This is a genomic window from Micromonospora sp. CNB394 (assembly GCF_000374985.1).
Taxonomy (GTDB): domain Bacteria; phylum Actinomycetota; class Actinomycetes; order Mycobacteriales; family Micromonosporaceae; genus Micromonospora; species Micromonospora marina.
The window spans coordinates 40467-59301 of record NZ_KB895845.1; the positions used below are offsets into that span (position 1 = coordinate 40467).

Below are 18835 nucleotides of genomic sequence, written 5' to 3' on the forward strand. Positions count from 1 at the left end.
GGATCAGCGTGGCCGCCGGGCGGACGGACGGCCGCCCGGCGGGTCGGTGCCCCGCGTCAGCGGATCCAGCACCGTCGTACCGGGGCGGTCGAACCGCAGCCGTCCGGCGAGTTCGCTGCGCGAGTTGACGTCCAGCTTCCGGTAGATGCGCGTCATCCGCTGCTCGATCGCGCTGACCGTCAGGAAGAGCTTCTCGGCGATCTCACGATTGGTGTGACCCTGGGCGGCCAGGATGGCCATCCTGGATTCGGTGTCCGTCAGGCCCTGGACCACGACCGCCGCACCCGCCGCCCGGCTGCCGGTGGCACCGCCCCTGGCGGACAGGGCGCTGGGCCACAATGTCGGGATGCCGCACTCCTCCGCGAGCGACCGGGCCGACCGGATCGCGGCGCGCGCCTGCCGCCGGTCGCCGGCCTGCTCGTAGGCGTGACCGAGGTCGGCGAGGTTGTGCGCCAGCTCCATCCGGTCGCCGCACTGCCGCAGCAGCCGTACGGCGCTGCGCAGGTGCGGGATCCGTTCCGGTCCCTCCTCGGTCGCGGCCAGAACCCGCAGGGCCGCGGCCCGGTACCGGACGTGGAGGGGCCGCAGCCGGGCCAACTCGTCGCGCACCAGCTTGCGCGCCTGCTGGCGGCGGCCCATCCGGAGCAGTGCCCGAGCCGATTCGGTGCGCCACGGCACGAGACCCGAGAAGTCCAACTGCCACCGTTGCATGAGTTGCCCGCAGAGCTGGAAGTCGGCCAGCGCGGCCTCGGGGCTTCCCGCGGCGAGGGCGTGCGTCCCGCGGGCGTGCAGATAGTGCAGCCCGAGCGGGGTCTCGAAGGTCGCCGGCGGCACCGGCACCTGGAGGCAGGCGGCCGCCGTGTCGAGCTGGTCCATAAGGGTCAAGGCCCGTATCCGGACGGCGAGAGGTATCCCGATCACCACCCCCCAGCCCTTCGGTGAGAGCTGCCCCAGTGCCTCGTCGGCCAGCTTGCCGGCGCGGGGAAGGTCGCCGAGCCGGCCGGCGACGGCGGCCCGCAGGGCGGTGAGCGTGGCCGAGGGGGTGGGGTGGTGCGGGGTGGCGAGGTGGCGGCCCAGCCGGTCGCACCAGTCGTCGGCCAGGTCGAGCTGATCGGCGTAGATCATGGCGATGAGGGCGCAGATGACCCTGAACATGTGCGGTTCGTCATCCGGCCCGGTGGTCGACAGCGTCCGCTCGGCCTCCTCGACCACGCCGGCATCACCCCGGGCCAGTACGCCGGACAGCAGGAGGGCCCCGTTGAGCCCGTGCTTGACCCGGGCCAGCGTGAGCGGATCCCGCGCGGCCACGGCCGGGGCGGGCCGGTTGACCACGACCCCGGGATAGAGCGTCGAGATCCAGCCGGTGATGATGAGCAGCTCGGCCATGGACTGCGGATCGGCGGCATCCGCCCGCTCGCTCAGGTGCCTGACCAGGTCGACAGCCTTGTCGATCTCACCGTGCCAGAGGAGGTACTGGATGGGACCGGCGGCCTGTTGGCTGCCGAGGTGCCCGGCCCGGATGGCGGTGGCGACGCTGACCAGGTGCGGGATCGTGGCCTGCGGGTCGAGCCGCCACTCGGCGCGCGCCAGCGCGGAGCGGATCCGCGCCCGCAGGCACTCACCGACACCACTGCGGTGCGCCCGGCGCAGGTACCGCAGGGCGGTCTCCACCTCGCCGTCGAGAAGCGCCTGCTCGCCGGCGTCCAGCAGGGTCGGCGCCATCCAGGGCTCGGCCAGCTCGCCGATGCCCACCAGGTGCGGCGCGATCCGCGCCGGGGGTGCGCCGTCGTCGTGCAGCAGGCGGGCCGCTCCCAGATGCAGCCGTACGCGTTCCTCGGCGGTCATCCCGTCGATCACGGCCTGGGTCACCGCCGGATGGCGCAACCCCTGTTCGTCGATCAGCCCCGCGCTGGTCGACTTGTCGACAGCGCCCAGCGCGGGGTGTGACCGGGCGTCGAGGAGGTGCGGCAGCAGGCTGCCGTGCAGCGGCTCGCCGGTGACGGCGAGCACCCGGGCGGCGTTGAGCACCAGGTGGTCGCAGCGGTAGAGGCAGCTCAGCACGGCCTCCCGGAACGACTCGCCGACCGCCGGGGCGTCGGCGGACCGTGGCGCGGCCGCCTGGTCATCGGCGAGCGCGTGCACCAGGAGCGGATTCCCGCCGCTGATCCGGTGGCTCGCCTCGGCGATGCTGCGGGCGAGCGGGATGTCGAGCCGTTGGGCGAGGAGCTGGAACGTCCCCTCGGCGGTGAGCAGCGGCAGGCGGATGCGGTGCAGCCTCGCGGGTTGCAGCATCTCGGCGCGCACGTCCGCCCGCCACGGCCGGGTGCGTGGCGCCTCCGTCAGGACGATCAGTACGGGTAGGCCGGTGAGCCGCCGGGCCACGTAATCGAGGCAGTGCAGCGACGGCGCGTCCGCGTGATGGATGTCGTCCACCACGATGACCAGCGGCCCCCGGGAGGCCAGTTCGAGCAGGGCGCGCCCGATGGCGGCGGTGAGCCGGGCGTTCTCCGCGTCCGCCGGATCGGCGTCGTTCCATGCGAGGGCGCCCGCGTCCAGCAGACTGGCGAGGCGGGTTCGGATGTCGGGGGCGTCCGCGGCGCACAACGGCACCGCGCGGACGAGCTGCCGGACGACCTCCAGCGGTACGCTGCGCTCCGCGCGGGAGGCGCTCGCGCCGACGACCCGTGCTCCGGCGTCGCAGGCGCGCCGGGCGAAGGTCTGTGCGAGCGCGGTCTTGCCGGAACCGACCGGGCCGGTCAGCACGGTCACCGGCCGGTCAGTCGGCGCGGCGCCGCCGCGGAGCAGGTCTGCGAGTCGGCGCTCCAGCAGGGCGAGCTGGCTTGAACGCTCGGTCAGCTCCATCACCACCCCCTCCGGGGGAGGGCCGCTTGCCCTGCGCGGCCCGACAGCTCGACCAATCTGGAGACCGGCAATTCTTGACCCACTCCACTATCGGCAAGTATCGACGGGCGTCGAGCTTCGTCAGTGCGCCATCGACCGACGTGACCGGTTGGCCGCTGCGAGCCGTGTTCCCGTATGTGTCGGCGATAATTCCCCAGCTCCTTCGGGTCGACACTTCCTATCGACCTCTGTGGTGGTGGGAGTATGGCAGTTGGGCAAATGGGCGGCAAGCCGAGCTGTGTAAAGGATGAGCAAACATGGGTTTCTCGCCTCGATGGCCCGGCCGGGGGTGGCGACGGAAAGTCGCCGGCTGGCCCCGTACCGTGACAGAGTGCTTCCATGGGCCGATGGTTCCGCTTATCCGGCCCGCCTGCTGATTGGCGTGTGGGCTTTTTCGTGCTAACCGGGTGTCCGGGTGTCGCCGGTCGCTCTTGCCGAGGGTCGACGCCGCCCGCGGTTGCGTCGTGCGGAGACGCCGAACTGAGTGTCATCGTGGTTGAACTCGGCATTCGTGACTCCGCCCGGGCCGATCCGGCGCGGGCGGAGTGGTGCCCGAAGCTGGCGTGGACGTGTCGTCCCGGCCTCCGGCGTGGGGCCGTGGGGTCTGGACGGCTGTCTCGGCAATTGCCGGAGGCGCTCGGTTGTTGCGGGGTGAGGCGTCGATGCCGGAACTGCGACCGATGTCTGTCCGATAGTGCTGGCGGTCGTTGCTTGATGTGCGTCGTCGAGCCACGATTCGGACGTTTGGGAGATTCTGCGATTATGTTGTTAAAAACAGAATTATGCATCCGAGTGCCTGTTGGTCACGGAGGTCGCCGAATTTCATTCGGCCCGGCGGCTGATCTAATGCGGAACACGTCAAGGCGATAAATTCTCAATGCGAGCTGCCGCGCATCAATAGAGACACTTCCGGTCGATGTTCGATCGCCGAGGACGAATGCGGTTGCCGCATTGTTCGCCGAGCCGGCGTGAGTGCTCGGGCCGACCGCTGGATCAGGACGGACGGGATCCGGTCCTAGCTGGCCAGTAGGCTCCGGCAGGGGATCCGGACTCGGTGGCTAGGGGTTGTGCCCGACGATAGCCCGGCCCTAATTTCGGGGCACCCGGTCTTTACCGTCGGGACAGCCGGACATAGGGCCGTACAGGCCCGAGACCTGGAAGGTTCTGTGGTCGTCGTGATGTCCCAGCTGCCGCCGCGACTCGTTGCGGCCCCGCGCAGGGGATAGCGGAGATGACACTGCTGCCGGTGCTGCGGGGATCCGGTGCGGATCGGGCCGACGCGGTCACGGTGGCCGGAGAAGCCCTCTCCAGCGAGGCCCTGCTGGGCTGCGTCACCGCGGTCGCCGATCGGATCAGGGGCGCGACGGCGGTCGCGGTCGACGGCACACCGACGCTGGAAGCGGTGGTCGGAATGCTCGGCGCCGTCCTCGCGGGGGCGCCGCTCGTACCGCTGCCTCCCGGCGCCGACGAACGCGAACGCAGCCGCATCCTGCGGCAGTCCGGGGCGACGGTGATCCTCGGCCGTGCCCTGTCCGGGGCCGACGGTCTGCCCACGATCCCGGTCGACCTGCGAGAACACGCCTCGACGCGGCATCCCGAGCCCGCCCCGGGCAGCGACGCCGTCATCCTCTACACCGGTGGCGTATCAGGGCCGCCGCGAGGGGTACGCATCTCGCGCCGCGCCATCGCCGCCGACCTCGACCTACTGGCCCGTGCGTGGCACTGGAGCGAGGAGGACGTGGTCGTCCAGGGCACCCCGCTGTTCCGGGCGTACGGTCTGGTCGTCGGCCTGCTCGGCGCACTGCGGGCCGGTAGCCGTTTCGTCCACCTCGACCACACCGGCACCGGGCCGGTCGGCTCCATGCACCTGGCCTCGCCCGACCAGTGGGCGAGGATGGCGCTGGACGGCCATCGGGCCCGGCCGCTGTCCGCGGCGCGGATGCTCGTCTCCGCGGACGGCCCGCTGGCCCGCGCCGTGGCCGAGCGGCTCCGGCTGCTCACCTCGCACCGGCCGGTGCAGGCCTACGGCACCACCGAGACGCTCGTCGCGCTGACCGGGCTGGGCGGCGACCCTACGGTTCCGGGCGCTGTCGGCACCCCTCTGCCCGGCGTCGAGACGCGCGTGCTGGACCGCGAGGACCGGCCGGTGCCGGCCGACGGCGAGTCGGTGGGGGAGCTGAGCGTCTGCGGGCCGACGCTGTTCAGCGGGTACGTCGGCGGGCGGAGCCTCGCCGCCGGTCGCTGGCACGCCACCGGGGACCTGGTCAGCGTGACCCCCGACGGCACGTACCGGATCATCGGGCGGTGCGGGTTCGACGTGGTGCACAGCCGGGGCCGGCGGATGCCCGCCAGGCAGATCGAGGAGGTGTTGCTGAGCCACCCCGGCGTTCGCGACGCCTCCGTCGTCGGCACGCCACACCACGCGCTCGGCGAGCAGGTCACCGCCTACGTCGTCGCCGAGGGGGTGACCGCGCAGGTGCTCATCGACCACGTCGGCCGGTACCTCTCGGCGGGCCAGCGCCCCCGGCGGGTGCACTTCGTCGACGAGCTGCCGCGCAGCGCCCTCGGACGGATCAGGAAATCCCTGCTGATCGCCGGCGGCTGAGCCGACCGGGCGGCGGGCGGCGGTGACCCGCCACCGCCACGGTCAGCCCTCCACCCAGCCGTGCCGCCGGGCCAGCTCCAGCATCCTCGTACGTACCGCCACGACCTGCGCTCCGGTCAGGTCCGGCACGGAGGTCAAGAGCGCCTCGGTCGCCTCCACAGAGAAGGCCCGCTCGGAGAGGACGTCGCACAGGCCCTCGTCGTCCTCCGCGCTGCCCGTGACCTGCCCGCTGTCCCTGCTGCGCCCGCCGCCGACCGTGACGCCGGCCCGGGCGGACAGCCCGGCACCGGCCGTCGGGGCGCGATCCGCACCGGGGGCGACACCGACCACCCGCACCAGCACGGCCTTGGGCCCGCGCTCGGTCTCCACCGCGTCGTACTCGACCGGGACGCCGGGCGTCAGTGCCCACTTGTCGCCGTCGAGCATGTTCGCGTGCACGAACACGTCGTCGCTGCCGTCGTCCGGGGCGATGAACCCGTAGCCCCGCACCTCGTCGAACCGCACCACTTTGCCAGTAAGCATCGCCATTCCCGCGCCCATCCGCTCCCGCGTCCATCCGCCCAAGACCAGGTGTGCCCGCCCGCAGGACCGGGCCGGCGCCCAGAGTGGCACCTGTCCCGGGCGGGCCGGCACCCGTACCCGACCCCTATGGTGCACCTATCGCCGAGGCCGCTGCGGCACCGGGTGCCGCAGCGCCTACCATCGGCCAACGTGATCGAGCAGATCCTGCCCTCCACCGTGGCGGTGGCCGAGTCCTTCACCGATCCCGCCGGCGTAACCCTGTTCCCCGAGGAAGAGGCGCTGGTGGCACGGTCAGTGGAGAAACGCCGCCAGGAGTTCGCCACCGTGCGGCACTGCGCCCGGCTGGCCCTCGGCGAATTGGGCCTCGCCCCGGCGCCGATCGTCTCCGGCGCGCGCGGTGCCCCGCTCTGGCCGGCCGGCGTGGTCGGCAGCATGACGCACTGCGATGGCTACCGGGCGGCGGTGGTCGGCCGCACGACAGGGTTCGCCAGCCTCGGGGTGGACGCCGAGCCGCACGCCCCGCTGCCCGACGGGGTGCTGGGCGCCATCGCCCTGTCGGCCGAACGGTCGCGCACCGCCACGCTTGGCGCGGTCCGCCCCGCCGTCTGCTGGGACCGCCTGCTGTTCAGCGCCAAGGAGGCGGTGTACAAGGCGTGGTTCCCGCTCACCGGCCGGTGGCTGGACTTCTCCGAGGCGGACATCGTGTTCGACCCGGCCGGCACGTTCGAGGCCCGGCTGCTGGTGCCCGGTCCGGTGCTCGGCGGGGCCGAGGTGCGGGCGTTCGCGGGCAGGTTCCTGGTCGAGCGGGGGCTGGTGGTCACCGCGATCAGCATCCCGGCAGTGGCGTCCTAACCGGTCGCGCTCAGCCGCGTCTTCTGCACCTTGCCCAGGGCGTTGCGGGGCAGGGCGTCGACCAGGCGCACCTCGCGGGGTCGCTTGTGCGCCGAGAGGTGCCGGGCCACGAAGTCGATGAGTTCGGCCCCGTCCACCCCGTCGCCCACCACGTACGCGGTGACCTGCTGGCCGAGGTCGGGGTGCGGGGTTCCCACCACGGCCGCCTCACGGACCCCCGGGTGCGTCAGCAGGGCGTCCTCCACCTCCCCGGCGCCGATCCGGTAGCCACCGCTCTTGATCAGGTCGGTCGACGCCCGGCCGACGATCCGGTGCCAGCCGTCCGGGTCGACGGTGGCGACGTCCCCGGTGCGGAACCAACCGTCCGGGGTGCGGCTCGCCGCGTCGGCGTCCGGGTGGTTGAGGTAGCCGTCGAACAGCGTGGGGCCGGTGACCTGAAGCTCGCCCATCGTCGCCCCGTCGGCCGGGAGCGGGGCGCCGTCGTCGTCGACCAGCCGCGTCCGGACCCCGGGCAGCGCCAGCCCGACGGTGCCGGGCCGGCGTGGGCGGTCCGTCCGGGCGCTCACGGTGATCAGGGTCTCGGTCATCCCGTACCGCTCGACGATCCGGTGACCGGTGAGGGTGGCGAGGTCGGCGAAGACCGCTGCCGGCAGCGCCGCGCTGCCCGAGACCAGCAGCCGCGCCGGACGCAGCGCCCGGGCCGCGTCCGGGTCGGCGGCGATTCTGGACCACACGGTCGGCACCCCGAAGTACATCGTGCCGTTCGCGGCGGCGTACCGGTCGGGGCGGGGACGGCCCACGTGGTGCAGCCGGCTGCCCAGCCGCAGTGGTCCGAGCACGCCGAGCACCAGCCCGTGCACGTGGAACAGCGGCAGGCCGTGCACCAGCAGGTCGTCCGGTGTCCATGCCCAGGCGTCGGCCAGCCCGTCGAGGCAGGCGGCGATCGCGCGGCGGGAGATCACGGCGCCCTTCGGGGCGCCGGTGGTGCCGCTGGTGTAGAGGATCAACGCGGTGCGGGCCGGATCCGGCTCGGGGTGGACGGTGTCCGACCGCCGGGTCAGGTCGACGGGCACGACGGGCCGGCGGTCGTCACCGACGGTGGGTTTGGCGCCGGCCGGGGCCAGCAGCGCCGTCGCGCCCGAGTCGCGCAGGATGTGCTCGCGCTCCATCGGCCCGGCGTCCGGCGGGATCGGCACGACCGCCGCCCCGGCCGTCAGCGCGCCCACCACGCCGACCACCGTCTCCAGGGTGGCGGTGGCCTCGATCGCCACCCGGTCGACGCCGCGCAGCTCGTCGGCCAGCGCCGTGGCCAGGCGGCGAAGCTCCACCCAGGACGCCGCCCGGCCGTCGACCCGGATCGCGTCCGGGTGCTCGTCGGTGCTCTTCGTCAGCCAGCCCAGCAGCGGCATGGTGCGATCCTCTCAGCGGCCCGGTCCGAGCCCTGCCGGGGGCCGCGACGCCGGTAGGGTGGCGGGGTGCCGCCGGATCCGGGTGGGCGAGTGCGTCGCGCCGGTGGCCGGGAGAACGGTCCTGACCGTAGTCGGGGGTTTCCGCAACCGGCCACCCCTACCGGCCGGGGCGGGTCGTGCGGACGGGAGGTGACATCGGTGGACGCGAGGGCGGCGGCACCCGACGGTGTCCGCGCGGTGGTGTTCGACCTCGACGGGGTGCTGGTCGACAGTCTCGCCGTGGCCAGAGAGGCGTTCGCCCTCGCCTACGCCGAGGTGGTCGGCGACGGCATGGCCCCGGTCGAGGAGTACTGCCGTCACCCGGGCCGGTACCTGCCGGAGGTGCTGGAGCTGATGGGCCTGCCGGCGGCGCTCGCCGAGCCGTTCGTGCGGCAGAGCAACCGCCTCGCACACCGGGTCAGCCCGGTCGACGGCGCGGCGAAACTGCTGCGCACCCTGCGTCGGCGGGGGATCGGGCTCGCCGTGGCCACCGGCCGCAGCGGCGTACGCGCCCGGGACCTGCTCGGCCGGCTCGACCTGTTGCCGCTCGTCGACCACGTGGTGGGCTCGGACGAGGTGCCCCGTCCGAAGCCCGCGCCCGACATCGTGCGGCGGGCACTGCACCTGCTCGGGGCCCACCCGGTGGAGGCGTTGATGGTCGGCGACGCGCCCAGTGACCTGGCCAGTGCGCGGGCGGCCGGGGTGACGGCGGTGGCCGCGCTGTGGGGCGAGTCCGAGGAAGAGACGCTGCGCACGGCCGGGCCGGACGTCGTCCTGACCCGGCTCGACGAGCTGCTGCCGCTGTGCCCGGCCCGGCGGTGACGAGCCACACCGGATCCGTGGGCGGGAAGCCGCCCGGAGCCGCCGCCCGGCCGGACGGACGCCCGGATACCCGGCGTGACCGGGCGACACCCCTGTCGCGGGGCGGCACCCCTGTGGAGGGCCGTTCCCCGCACCGACACCCCCGATTCATCACCTGATCAGTTGATCCGCGCATCGGTTGCGCGGATGATGTCGGGCGTCGGTCGGCCCGGGTCCGGCCCGTTCCCGCGGACCGACGCCGCGATCAGCCGAGGGGTCCGCCCTTCCCGGCGGCAAACCGCACGTGAAGGAGGACCATCCCGGATGCCGGTCATCGAGGTCGATCATCTGCAGAAGCGGTACGGCGAGAAGGTCGCGGTCGACGACGTCTCCTTCACTGTCGAGCAGGGCGAGGTCTTCGGCGTCCTCGGCCCGAACGGAGCCGGCAAGACGACCACTGTCGAGTGCGTGCAGGGGTTGCGCCGCCCCGACGGCGGTAGCGTCCGGGTGTTCGGGCTGGACCCGGTGCGCGACCGCACCGAGGTGCGCCAGCGCGTCGGCGCCCAGCTCCAGGAGAGCCAGTTGCCGGACAAGGTGCGGGTGCGGGAGGCGCTGGACCTGTACCGGTCCTTCTACCGCAACCGGGCCGACATCGACGAGCTGCTGACCGACCTCGGCCTGGCCGAGCAGCGCAACACGTACTTCCAGAAGCTCTCCGGCGGGCAGAAGCAGCGACTGTCGGTGGCCCTGGCACTGGTGGGCAGGCCGGAGGTCGCGATCCTCGACGAGCTGACCACGGGCCTCGACCCGCAGGGCCGCCGGGACACCTGGGATCTCGTCGAGCGGATTCGCGACCGCGGCGTCACCGTCGTGCTGGTCACCCACTTCATGGAAGAGGCGCAACGACTCTGTGACCGGATCGCGATCATCGACCAGGGGCGGATGGTGGCCATCGACAGCCCCGCTGGCCTGCTCGCCCGGGTCGGCAGCGAGCACCGGGTGCACTTCCGCCCGGCAGAGCCGGTCGAGGACGCCCTCCTGCTCGCCGCGCCCGACGTGACCGGGGTCAGCCGCTACGGGGCGGAGGTGACGGTGACCGGCACGAAGGACGTGCTCCAGTCGGTCCTGGCAGTGCTCAACGGGCGCGGGACGACCTACACGGACCTGCGGGTCGAGCAGCCCACCCTCGACGACGCCTTCGTCGCCCTGACCGGCCGCGGCGGCCGGGCCGCCGCGCAGTCCCCGACCGACGGGAGGTCGTCGTGAGCGCCCTGTCCAAGCTGATCGCCGTCGAGACGAAGCTGTTCCTCCGGGAACCCGTGTCGTTGTTCTTCGTCTTCGCCCTGCCGATCGGCCTGATGCTCGTCTTCGGCCTGCCGCAGCGTGCCGGTACCGCCGCCGACACCGGCCAGCACGCCGAGCAGACGTTCCTGCCGTCGCTCGCGCTGGCTCTCACCATCGGCATGCTCGCGCTCTTCACCCTGCCGATGGCACTGGGCATCTACCGGGAGCGCCGGATCCTGCGTCGTCTGGCGACCACCCCGGTGCGGCCCGCGCTGCTGCTGGTCGCCCAGGTCGTGGTCAACCTCGTGATGGGCGTGCTCGGCGCGGTGGTCACCTCGATCGCCGTGCGGTTCCTGCTGGACCAGCCGGCGCCGGCCAACCTGCCCGGGTTCGTGCTGGCCTTCCTCCTCGGGGTCGCGTGCCTGTTCGCCGTCGGCCTGCTGATCGCGGCGCTGGCGCCGTCGGCCAGGGCGGCACAGTCGATCGGCCCCGCGCTGTTCTTTCCGCTGCTCTTCCTGGCCGGCGCCTGGCTGCCCCGCGACCGGATGCCGAGTGCCCTGGCGGCCGTGGCCGACTACTCGCCGCTCGGCGCGACTGTCGACACCATCGGCGCGGCGTGGGCGGGGGCCGACCCCGAGCTGCCGCAGCTGATCGCCCTGGCCGTCACGGCCGCCGTCGCCGCCCTGGGGGCGACGCGGTTCTTCCGCTGGGAGTAAGCCCGCCTCCCGACCGGGTGGTCCGGGCATCGTCGCTGCCCAGGACCGATTCTAGGGGTGCGCTAAGGGGTGCTCACGAAATGTGATCTGCACTACGTTCGGAGCTGAACGGGTGGCCGCTCACCGGACAAGGACGTTCGACCGCGGAGCGTCCGTCCACCCGGCAACGGGTGTCGTTGGGCCTGTGTGGACACAGCCGCCGTCGCCCCTGCGGCGGCTCGTGACGTGTGCGGAATGCGACGGAGGTCGTGCCATGAAGGACGTTTCGCAAGCTGATCCGGTCGCCCGGGACGCCGCTGGCGTCATCGATGTCGTCCTGGAGGGTGGCCCGGTCGGTCTGCCGGCCGATCTGCGCAGCCGTCGGGTGCCCAGGGCAGAGAAGAAGATCAAGATTCTGTACTACGGCGGGTACGAGCACTTCGAGCGGGGCGCCGCCGTCACGACGGTCGAGCCGGTGGTCTTCCGCTGGACCGGCCGGACCCGGATCGCCGAGTAGCGAAGGGACGCAGCAGTCTCATGCGGGCACACGACCAGCGGACGGCACCGCACCTGACGGTCAGCGACACGAGCGAGGCGATCGCCTTCTACACGGACGTCTTCGACGCCGTGGCCATCCAACGGGAGTGCCTGCTCGACGGGCATGTCGTGCACGCCGAACTGGCCGTCGGCGGTCATCGCCTGATCGTGAGCGAGTGGTGGGAGGCGGGCGACCTGTCGGTGGCCGCGAACCGTGACGAGGTGCTGACCATCGAGCGGACGGACCCCGAGTCGGTGCTGCGGCGGGCGGTGGCCGCGGGCGCCCACGTCGAGCCGCCGGCCGGCCCGTCGCACCAGGTCACGTTGCGCGACCCGGCCGGCCTCTGCTGGAGCGTCGTCGGCCCGCAGCGGACGGGGTAGGGCGAGTCCCGGCGGACCCGGGACAGCTCGCGGGCGCCCGCGCGTACGGTGCGGGTTCCCGCCCGTCCGGCGTTTCCCCAGCGCCTCCGCCACCAGCGTACGCAGCCGTCCGGCATCCGGAACCCAACCGGCGGCCGGCACCAGGTAGGCGTGCGCCAGGCTGGCGTGCACGACGTCCCTGAGCGCGATCACCAGGAACTGCCGGTTGCGATTGCCGAGGTGCCGTCGCCGGTGGCCCAGGCCGTTGCCCGGCCCCGCCCGAACCCCGGGAGCGGCACCCGAGCCGCGCCGAGGTCGAGAAGGGCGGTCAGCCGAACGATGCCGACGGCCCGCGCGGTGGCCGCGGCATCGGTGCGTGGGGGACAGGACCGCAGTGTATCGAATCACCGTGACGCCTTCTGTGGTCGCCGAGGTTGAGCCGCTCGAGTACCACAAGCCTGGTGACGAAACATAAACCTCCGCGCTTCCGTTAGTGTATCGATGTACCACACGCACCCCTCAAGTTCAGGAGCTGCCATGAACCCACGAAGTACCAGTCTGAGCGGCCCCCGGCTCAGCGAGCAGGTTGTCGCCGGCTCCGCAGGTGGCGTAGCGCAGGCGCTGGGGCTTCACGCATGAGGCTGATGCGTGTCGGTCCGAGAGGTGGTGAACGGCCGGTCCTGCTCGCCGAGGACGGCCGTCACCTTGATCTGGCCGGGCTGACCGGGGACATCGATGGCGCGTTCCTGGCCGGTGACGGCATCCAGCGGGCACGGGCCGCGCTGGACGCCGGCGGGCTACCGGAGATCGACGTCTCCGGCATGCGGGTCGGTGCGCCGATCGCCCGGCCGGGAACGGTGGCGTGCATCGGGCTGAACTACGCCCGGCACGCCGCCGAGTCCGGTGTGGAGCCACCCGCCGAGCCGGTCGTCTTCCTCAAGGCGACCAATACCGTGGTCGGCCCGTACGACGACATCGTGCTTCCGAGGAGGGCGACGAGGACGGACTGGGAGGTCGAACTCGCGGTCGTCATCGGTCGCAGCGCCCACTACCTCGATTCACCCGCCGACGCCGCTGACGTCATCGCCGGGTACACCGTCTCCAACGACCTGTCGGAGCGGGAGTTCCAGATGAGTGACAGCGGCGGGCAATGGGCCAAGGGCAAGAGCTGTGAGTCGTTCAACCCGTTGGGGCCGTGGCTGGTCACCGCGGACGAGGTGGACGACCCGCAGAACCTCGCGCTGAGCAGCCGGGTCAACGGCGAGCAACGGCAGGCGTCCAGCACCTCGGACATGGTTTTCGACGTGTATTACCTGGTCTGGTACCTGAGTCAGTACCTGGCGCTGGAGCCGGGCGACGTGGTGAACACCGGTACACCCGAGGGCGTTGCGATGTCCGGCAGATTCCCCTACCTGACCGAGGGGGACATGATGAGCGCGCGGATCGAGGGGCTGGGCGAGCAGCGGCAGACCTGCCGCGCCGCGCGGCCCTGACCGGACCACGACGGTGACCGGCCGCCACACCCGCGGGTGTGGCGGCCGGTCTTCCGCAGGTCGGTCAGGGGGCGCCGACGCCGACGTCGGCCGGCAGCAACGGCTTGTTCGTCACCGGAGCGGTCGACCGCTCGTCGGCACCGACGTCGGCGCTGCCGCTTCGGGGCTGCCGGTCCATGTCCTCGGTGACGAAGGCGTAGCCGCCGACGGCCGCGTCGACAGCCGGGCTTCCCGCGCCGATCCGGGTCACCTCGCCCTGCGCCACCAGCAGCGGGTTGGCGATGGTGGCGCTGCCGGGCACGCCGACGACGGCAGCACCCGTCGGCCACGCGATGTTGCCGGTGTAGGTCATGTTGTTCGGTGTCTTGAGTTCGTTGATGAGCTTGCCCGTGGAGCCGACCACGATGTTGTCGGCCACCACGCTGTCCACCGGGGCGAGGCTGTAGTTCGCCCCGATCTCGATGTTCGAGACGTTGTTGACGAAGGTGTTGTTGACAGCCATCGCCCGGTACACCCGCCAGTGCGAGGAGAGCGCACCGGACGTGTCCACGTCACCGCCGTCGAGCTGGAGCGCCGCGTCGTACCCGGTCCCGGTCAGGCCCTCGAAGTAGTTGTTGTAGATCTTGTGGTCCTGTCCGTAGACCCGGACCCCGCCGGTGCCGGCCTTGCCGCCGCCCAGGAAGAAGTTCCCGTACACCTGGCTGCGGTTGCCGTGGCGCAGCGACAGCGTCCCCTGCGACGTACGGAAGGTGTTGTACCGCACCGTGTTGTCGTTGCTCTTCACGGAGACGATCTCCGGGTCGCCGTCGCAGTTCTCGAACAGGTTGTGCTCGATGGTGGTGAACCCGTTCGACTGGGAGATCGCGCTCCAGCCGACCCGGATCGCCTCCATCTCGTTCGTGGCCCGCGGCCCGATGTTGCGGAAGTGGTTGTGGTCGATGAGGTCGTACTGGGACTGCTGGCTGGACGATCCGTCGATGGTGATGAAGTTGCCGAGCTGGTGCTTCTCCTCGAACAGGTTGTGGTCGATCCGGTTGTGATGGCTGCCGGCCCCCTGGATGATGATCCACTTCAGCGAACTCGACTCGGTCAGTCGGAAGTGGCTGCGGGTCAGCCGGATGTGGTGTGAGCTGGTGACCTTGAGCGTGTTGGCGTTCGTCCACTTCAGCCCGGAGAACGTCACGTACGACGAGTTGAGCACCTCGAGCTGGCCGCCCGTGATGACGGCCCGGCCCTGATTGGCTGCCGTGATCGTGATGGGTGCGGCAGCGGTGCCGTTCCCCGCGTTGAGTTTGCCGATCGAGTAGTTGCCGTCGGCGAGCACGATCGTGTGTCCTGCGGCGGCGTTCGCCATCGCGGTGGTGAGCTGCGCGGTCGAGGAGACGTTCACGACGGTGCCGCCGGGAGGCGGCGTGGTGGGGCTCGGGGCCGGAGACGTGGTGGGGCTCGGGGCCGGGGACGTGGTGGGGGTCGTCGTCGGGCTCGTGGTGGGGCTGGCGCCCGCTGCGCGAACGACGGTCTCCGTGATCGAGGTCCAACCGTTGGCGCTGTTGCCGTACCCCAGAATTCTCAGGTACCGGGCGGCGACGGCTGTGATGTCGTAGGTCTCCGGTTGCAGCGTCGATCCCGAGCTCTTCCGGGTGGACACCACTGTCGTCCAGGTCGAGCCGTTGGTCGAGGTCTGGACCGAGAAAGTCGTCTGGCGCTGGTCGCCCCGGTACCAGGCGATGTTCACGGCGCCGACGGTGACTGTCGAGCACAGGTCGTAGCGGATCCAGGAGCCGGTGCCCTCGGCGGACCACCGGGTGCCGAGGTCGCCGTCGATGGTGTTCGCCGGCACGTTGCCGTCGTGGCTGCTGGCGCTGGCTGCGCAGATGGGCAACGGACCGGCAACCGCCGCCTGCAGGCCGGACCGGGGGATGTCGGCCGATGAAACACGGTGGCTGGTGGCGGCGAGAGCGGGCAGCGCCACGAGGGCGCTACCGGTGAGCGTCGCGATCAGGACGGTGCCGCGCATGCTGACTCTTGTACTGCTCATGTGGCTCTCCAAGCGGGGGAAGCGGAGACTCCGCCCGGGGGTCGGACCCCCGGGCGGAGAATGCCTCAGGAGTGGGTGACGGTGAGGCCGTAGATCTTGACCTCGCCGTAGTTGGAGCTGGAGCAGGGCGACGAGTTCGAGCAGTTGGCCTGGGTGTAGCCGCCGGCCTTGAAGTAGCCGCCGGAGAAGCTCTTCGTGATGGTGGTCTGCAGGACGCCGTTGTAGTACGCCTTGATCTGGCCGCCACTGACCACGAACTTGGCCTCGAAGCGGGTGCCGAGCTGGTAGTTGCTGGTCACCAGCTTGTAGTGCGTGTCGTTGTCGTTGGTGATGTAGAGGCTGGTGCCCTCGAGCCGGAACACGGTGACGTCATCGTCGGCGTCGTGGATCTGGGCCCCGACCACGTGCGGCTTGGTGGAGGGCAGCGCGGTGAACATCTCGTCCACGATCAGCGTGTGGGTGCCGGAGGTCGACGACCAGCTCGCGTTGCTCGTGCCGTTGTTGGCCATCTCCCGCAGCTCGGAACGGGGGTAGCTCGACCCGCTGGTGGTGACGCCGTTGACCGGGGCGCGGAACTGGACCGCCTTGCACGAGTCCGTGGTCACGAAGTAGGGGGACACCTGGTAGCTGTCCAGGGCCGGCTGCTTGATCTCGGTCGGGCTGCCGGACGAGCCGGTCGGCAGCGTGACCTTCCAGTTGGTCAGGTTGAGCACGTCGGCCGGCACGGCGCAGGTCGGGCTGCTACCGCCGTCGGCTCCGTAGACCTTGACTTCGGTGATGCTGTTCCACGTGTTGACGGTGTTGCCGTAGCCGAGCACCCGTACGTAGCGCGCGGATCGGTCGGTGAAGTCGTACGTCTCGAGCTGAAGGGTGCTGCCGCTGCTCTGGCGCTGGCTGACGGCAGTGGTCCACGTGCTGGCGTTGGTCGACGTCTGCACGGCGAAGCTGCTCGCGCGCTGGTTGCCCTGGTACCAGGCGATCGCCACCGAACCCACCTGGACGCTCGACCCGAGGTCGAAACGGATCCAGGACCCGTCACCCTGGGCGGACCACCGGGTGCCGAGGTTGTTGTCGATGGTGTTCGCCGGCACGTTTCCGTCGTTCGAGCTGGCGGTCACCGCCGTGACCGGCAGTGCCGTGGCGGCTTGGGCCGGGGTGGCGAGCAGGCCGGCGCTGACACCGGCGAGTAGGACGGGTAGGGCGAGGATTCCGATTCGTCGCATTACTTGATCCTTCTGGTGGTAGTTCGCATATGTGAACTATGCGGCACTAGTGCCGCGTGACCATAGAAGGTTGTGACTGGAACGTCAACGGGAGATTTCGAATCGGTTACCGGTCGGCGCTCTGCCGGTCAGTGCTGCGGTGATCGCCGAGTTGATGGCTACCGCGATCCGGTTCGCCTGTCCCTCGGTCAGCCGGCTACCCGCCACGCACACGCCGATGGCGTCGTACGGGCCGAGTTTCGGTGGGGCCGCCACCGCGACGCAGGAGCAGGCCGGCGCTCCGTCCGGGTGCCAGTCGACGGCGTAACCGCGCTTCGCGGTACGGACGAGGTCGTCGAGGTGGTGGCTGTTCCCCGGGGCGTTCGTGGGACGGGAGGGGGTGGGGACGGTGAGTCGGGCCAGCACCGCGCGGCCCAGCGCGGTGGTGTGGGCCGGTGCGTGCCGGCCCGCCGCGATCGCCGGTGGTGCGCCGGGCCTCTCCCTGCTGACCAGGCAGACCACTTGACCTCCGGTGACCCGGCCGAGCTGCACGGTGGCGTCGAGCTCGCGATGCAGCCGGTCCACCACCGGGGTCAGGCGTCGGATCGACCGGTCGGTGCGCAGGTAGGCGGATCCGGTCCGAAGAGCCTGCACGCCGAGGCCGTATCGCAGGCCGGCGGAGTCGGTCTCCACCCAGCCGCGCTGCACGAGGGTGCGGAGCAGCCCGTGCATGCTGCTCTTCGGGATGCCGAGATCCCGGGCCAGGTCCACGAGCGTGCGTCGATCGGGCGATGCGGCAAGCAGTTCCAGCAGTTCCACTGTCCGGTCCGCCGACTTGACCCGCGCGACGCCGCCGCCTGTCGTCATGGTCGTTCCTCACTCCAGGGGGTCGGGCGCGGGCCCGGTGGAAGCGCGGACGACCAGTTCCGGGCGCAGCAGCAGGGACTGGCTCGGTCCGCCGTCCGGGTCCTCGATGCGCGCGAGGAGGTGCCGGAACGCCGCCGTCGCCATGTCCGCGATGGGCTGACGGACGGTTGTCAGCGGCGGCGCGGCGAGGTCGGCGAGCACGATGTCGTCGAAGCCGACCACCGAGACGTCCCGACCGACCCGCAGGCCGGCGTCGCGGACCCCGGCGCTGACCCCGAGCGCGCACATGTCGTTTATCGCCACGATGGCGGTCGGCCGGTCCGGTCCGTGCAGCAGGTCGCGGGCCGCGGACCGGCCGAGGCCGGCGGCGTCGAGGTCGCCGTACGGCTCGTCTTCGGCGTTGCCCGACCAGATGATCGCCTCAGCCGGATCGAGGCCGGCCTGCTCGAAGGCGTTCGTGAACCCGCGGAAGCGTTCCCGACGGTTGATGCTGCGCAGCGAGCCGGACACGAAGGCGATCCGTCGGTGCCCGAGTTGTAGTAGGTGGGCCGTGGCGAGGTGGGCGCCGACCACGTTGTCGACGCTGATGTTCACCAGCGCCGGGGGATCGCCGGCCTGGGCGGTGCGGTCGAACGCGACCAGGCCGAGGCCGCGCTCGACCAGGGGCAGGACATGCTCCAGCGAGGGCAGCGAGGAGCAGAGCACGACTCCGCGGATGCCGTCGCCCCACAGTTCTTCGAGGTAACGCAGCTCCCGGTCGGGCTCCCGCTCGCTGTTGCAGAGCAGGACGTGGTAGCCGTCGGCCAGGGCTGCCCGCTCCAGGTAGCGGGCGAAGTTGCCCCAGAAGGGGTTGGCCACCGACGGGACCACCAGACCGATCACCTGGATCCGGCCGGTACGGAGCTGGCGGGCGGCCCGGTTCGGCCGGTATCCCAACTGGTCGATGGCCGCCTCCACCCGTGCGCGGGTTTGTGGGAGCATGCGTCCGGGGCGTCCGTTGAGGAAGTTCGACACGGTGCTGGGGGACACCCCAGCCTCCCTTGCGACCTGGTAGATCGTCACACCAGCCATACCGGGGCTCTCCTGTGCTACGCGGGGGAAACGGAACGCAAGGAGTGTATGGGTTTACCGTCTCATGGCGGATATTGACCCGCTCAGTTAACCCCGTGTTGCTGGCCTGTGTCCAGCCATTGACATACCTGCGCCTCGCTCCTAGCCTTGCTGCATCGT

At 71.3% G+C, this 18835-nt stretch carries 15 protein-coding genes; 8 read left to right on the forward strand and 7 right to left on the reverse strand.

Annotated elements, in window-relative coordinates; genetic code table 11:
• Window positions 1-3: 3 nt before the first annotated feature.
• Window positions 4-2862, reverse strand: coding sequence for an AAA family ATPase (locus tag C569_RS0120980; RefSeq protein WP_036346456.1), 2859 nt, complete (start codon window positions 2860-2862; stop codon window positions 4-6).
• A 1270-nt stretch (window positions 2863-4132) separates the two neighbouring features.
• On the opposite strand from C569_RS0120980, the gene C569_RS0120985 reads away from it, so the two are divergent.
• Window positions 4133-5506, forward strand: a complete 1374-nt coding sequence (locus C569_RS0120985) for an AMP-binding protein (protein ID WP_018787734.1) — start codon at window positions 4133-4135, stop codon at window positions 5504-5506.
• Window positions 5507-5548: 42 nt separating this feature from the next.
• Here the strand turns inward: C569_RS0120985 and C569_RS0120990 are convergent, their stop codons facing one another.
• Window positions 5549-6046: a cold shock domain-containing protein gene (locus tag C569_RS0120990; RefSeq protein WP_036346446.1), complete on the reverse strand. Its 498-nt coding sequence runs from the start codon at window positions 6044-6046 to the stop codon at window positions 5549-5551.
• 171 nt (window positions 6047-6217) lie between these two features.
• Between C569_RS0120990 and C569_RS0120995 the strand changes: the two genes are divergently transcribed.
• On the forward strand, window positions 6218-6880 hold the full coding sequence (locus C569_RS0120995; protein WP_026268443.1) for a 4'-phosphopantetheinyl transferase: 663 nt from the start codon (window positions 6218-6220) through the stop codon (window positions 6878-6880).
• On the opposite strand, the gene C569_RS0121000 is transcribed toward C569_RS0120995, so the two are convergent.
• Complete coding sequence (locus C569_RS0121000) at window positions 6877-8289, reverse strand: acyl-CoA synthetase (protein WP_018787737.1); 1413 nt, start codon at window positions 8287-8289, stop codon at window positions 6877-6879. The genes C569_RS0120995 and C569_RS0121000 overlap by 4 nt on opposite strands.
• A 198-nt stretch (window positions 8290-8487) precedes the next feature.
• Between C569_RS0121000 and C569_RS0121005 the strand changes: the two genes are divergently transcribed.
• The 6 genes from C569_RS0121005 (at window position 8488) to C569_RS0121035 (ending at window position 13498) form a co-directional block, all read left to right on the forward strand.
• On the forward strand, window positions 8488-9150 hold the full coding sequence (locus C569_RS0121005; RefSeq protein WP_026268444.1) for an HAD-IA family hydrolase: 663 nt from the start codon (window positions 8488-8490) through the stop codon (window positions 9148-9150).
• Window positions 9151-9453: 303 nt separating this feature from the next.
• A complete protein-coding gene (locus tag C569_RS0121010) occupies window positions 9454-10395 on the forward strand; it encodes an ABC transporter ATP-binding protein (RefSeq protein WP_018787739.1) in 942 nt (313 codons plus the stop codon).
• Window positions 10392-11129, forward strand: coding sequence for an ABC transporter permease (locus C569_RS0121015; RefSeq protein ID WP_018787740.1), 738 nt, complete (start codon window positions 10392-10394; stop codon window positions 11127-11129). The genes C569_RS0121010 and C569_RS0121015 overlap by 4 nt, the downstream gene beginning before the upstream one ends.
• 253 nt (window positions 11130-11382) lie before the next feature.
• A complete protein-coding gene (locus C569_RS0121025; RefSeq protein WP_018787741.1) occupies window positions 11383-11625 on the forward strand; it encodes a DUF5988 family protein in 243 nt (80 codons plus the stop codon).
• 20 nt (window positions 11626-11645) lie between these two features.
• Window positions 11646-12026 carry a glyoxalase/bleomycin resistance/extradiol dioxygenase family protein gene (locus tag C569_RS0121030; protein WP_018787742.1) on the forward strand — a complete coding sequence of 127 codons (381 nt, stop codon included), beginning with the start codon at window positions 11646-11648 and terminating at the stop codon, window positions 12024-12026.
• Window positions 12027-12640: 614 nt separating this feature from the next.
• Window positions 12641-13498 (forward strand): fumarylacetoacetate hydrolase family protein, encoded by an 858-nt coding sequence (locus tag C569_RS0121035; RefSeq protein WP_026268445.1) that lies wholly within the window; start codon window positions 12641-12643, stop codon window positions 13496-13498.
• A 64-nt stretch (window positions 13499-13562) separates the two neighbouring features.
• Here the strand turns inward: C569_RS0121035 and C569_RS0121040 are convergent, their stop codons facing one another.
• From C569_RS0121040 to C569_RS0121055, 4 genes are all read right to left on the reverse strand, one after another.
• Entirely contained in the window at window positions 13563-15536 is a 1974-nt protein-coding gene (locus C569_RS0121040) for a chondroitinase-B domain-containing protein (RefSeq protein WP_081635988.1), read from the reverse strand.
• Between the two features lie 65 nt (window positions 15537-15601).
• Complete coding sequence (locus tag C569_RS0121045) at window positions 15602-16759, reverse strand: polysaccharide lyase family 7 protein (RefSeq protein WP_018787745.1); 1158 nt, start codon at window positions 16757-16759, stop codon at window positions 15602-15604.
• Between the two features lie 84 nt (window positions 16760-16843).
• Entirely contained in the window at window positions 16844-17605 is a 762-nt protein-coding gene (locus C569_RS0121050; protein WP_018787746.1) for an IclR family transcriptional regulator, read from the reverse strand.
• A gap of 9 nt (window positions 17606-17614) precedes the next feature.
• Entirely contained in the window at window positions 17615-18676 is a 1062-nt protein-coding gene (locus C569_RS0121055) for a LacI family DNA-binding transcriptional regulator (RefSeq protein WP_036346448.1), read from the reverse strand.
• Between the last annotated feature and the right edge of the window lie 159 nt (window positions 18677-18835).

What these genes read in the sequence shown, in the direction of transcription:
- C569_RS0120980 (WP_036346456.1), bottom strand. Translation starts at nt 2,862, where the DNA reads ATGGAGCTGACCGAGCGTTCAAGCCAGCTCGCCCTGCTGGAGCGCCGA.
- C569_RS0120985 (WP_018787734.1), top strand. Translation starts at nt 4,133, where the DNA reads ATGACACTGCTGCCGGTGCTGCGGGGATCCGGTGCGGATCGGGCCGAC.
- C569_RS0120990 (WP_036346446.1), bottom strand. Translation starts at nt 6,046, where the DNA reads ATGGGCGCGGGAATGGCGATGCTTACTGGCAAAGTGGTGCGGTTCGAC.
- C569_RS0121000 (WP_018787737.1), bottom strand. Translation starts at nt 8,289, where the DNA reads ATGCCGCTGCTGGGCTGGCTGACGAAGAGCACCGACGAGCACCCGGAC.
- C569_RS0121010 (WP_018787739.1), top strand. Translation starts at nt 9,454, where the DNA reads ATGCCGGTCATCGAGGTCGATCATCTGCAGAAGCGGTACGGCGAGAAG.
- C569_RS0121025 (WP_018787741.1), top strand. Translation starts at nt 11,383, where the DNA reads ATGAAGGACGTTTCGCAAGCTGATCCGGTCGCCCGGGACGCCGCTGGC.
- C569_RS0121030 (WP_018787742.1), top strand. Translation starts at nt 11,646, where the DNA reads ATGCGGGCACACGACCAGCGGACGGCACCGCACCTGACGGTCAGCGAC.
- C569_RS0121035 (WP_026268445.1), top strand. Translation starts at nt 12,641, where the DNA reads ATGAGGCTGATGCGTGTCGGTCCGAGAGGTGGTGAACGGCCGGTCCTG.
- C569_RS0121040 (WP_081635988.1), bottom strand. Translation starts at nt 15,536, where the DNA reads ATGAGCAGTACAAGAGTCAGCATGCGCGGCACCGTCCTGATCGCGACG.
- C569_RS0121045 (WP_018787745.1), bottom strand. Translation starts at nt 16,759, where the DNA reads ATGCGACGAATCGGAATCCTCGCCCTACCCGTCCTACTCGCCGGTGTC.
- C569_RS0121050 (WP_018787746.1), bottom strand. Translation starts at nt 17,605, where the DNA reads ATGACGACAGGCGGCGGCGTCGCGCGGGTCAAGTCGGCGGACCGGACA.
- C569_RS0121055 (WP_036346448.1), bottom strand. Translation starts at nt 18,676, where the DNA reads ATGGCTGGTGTGACGATCTACCAGGTCGCAAGGGAGGCTGGGGTGTCC.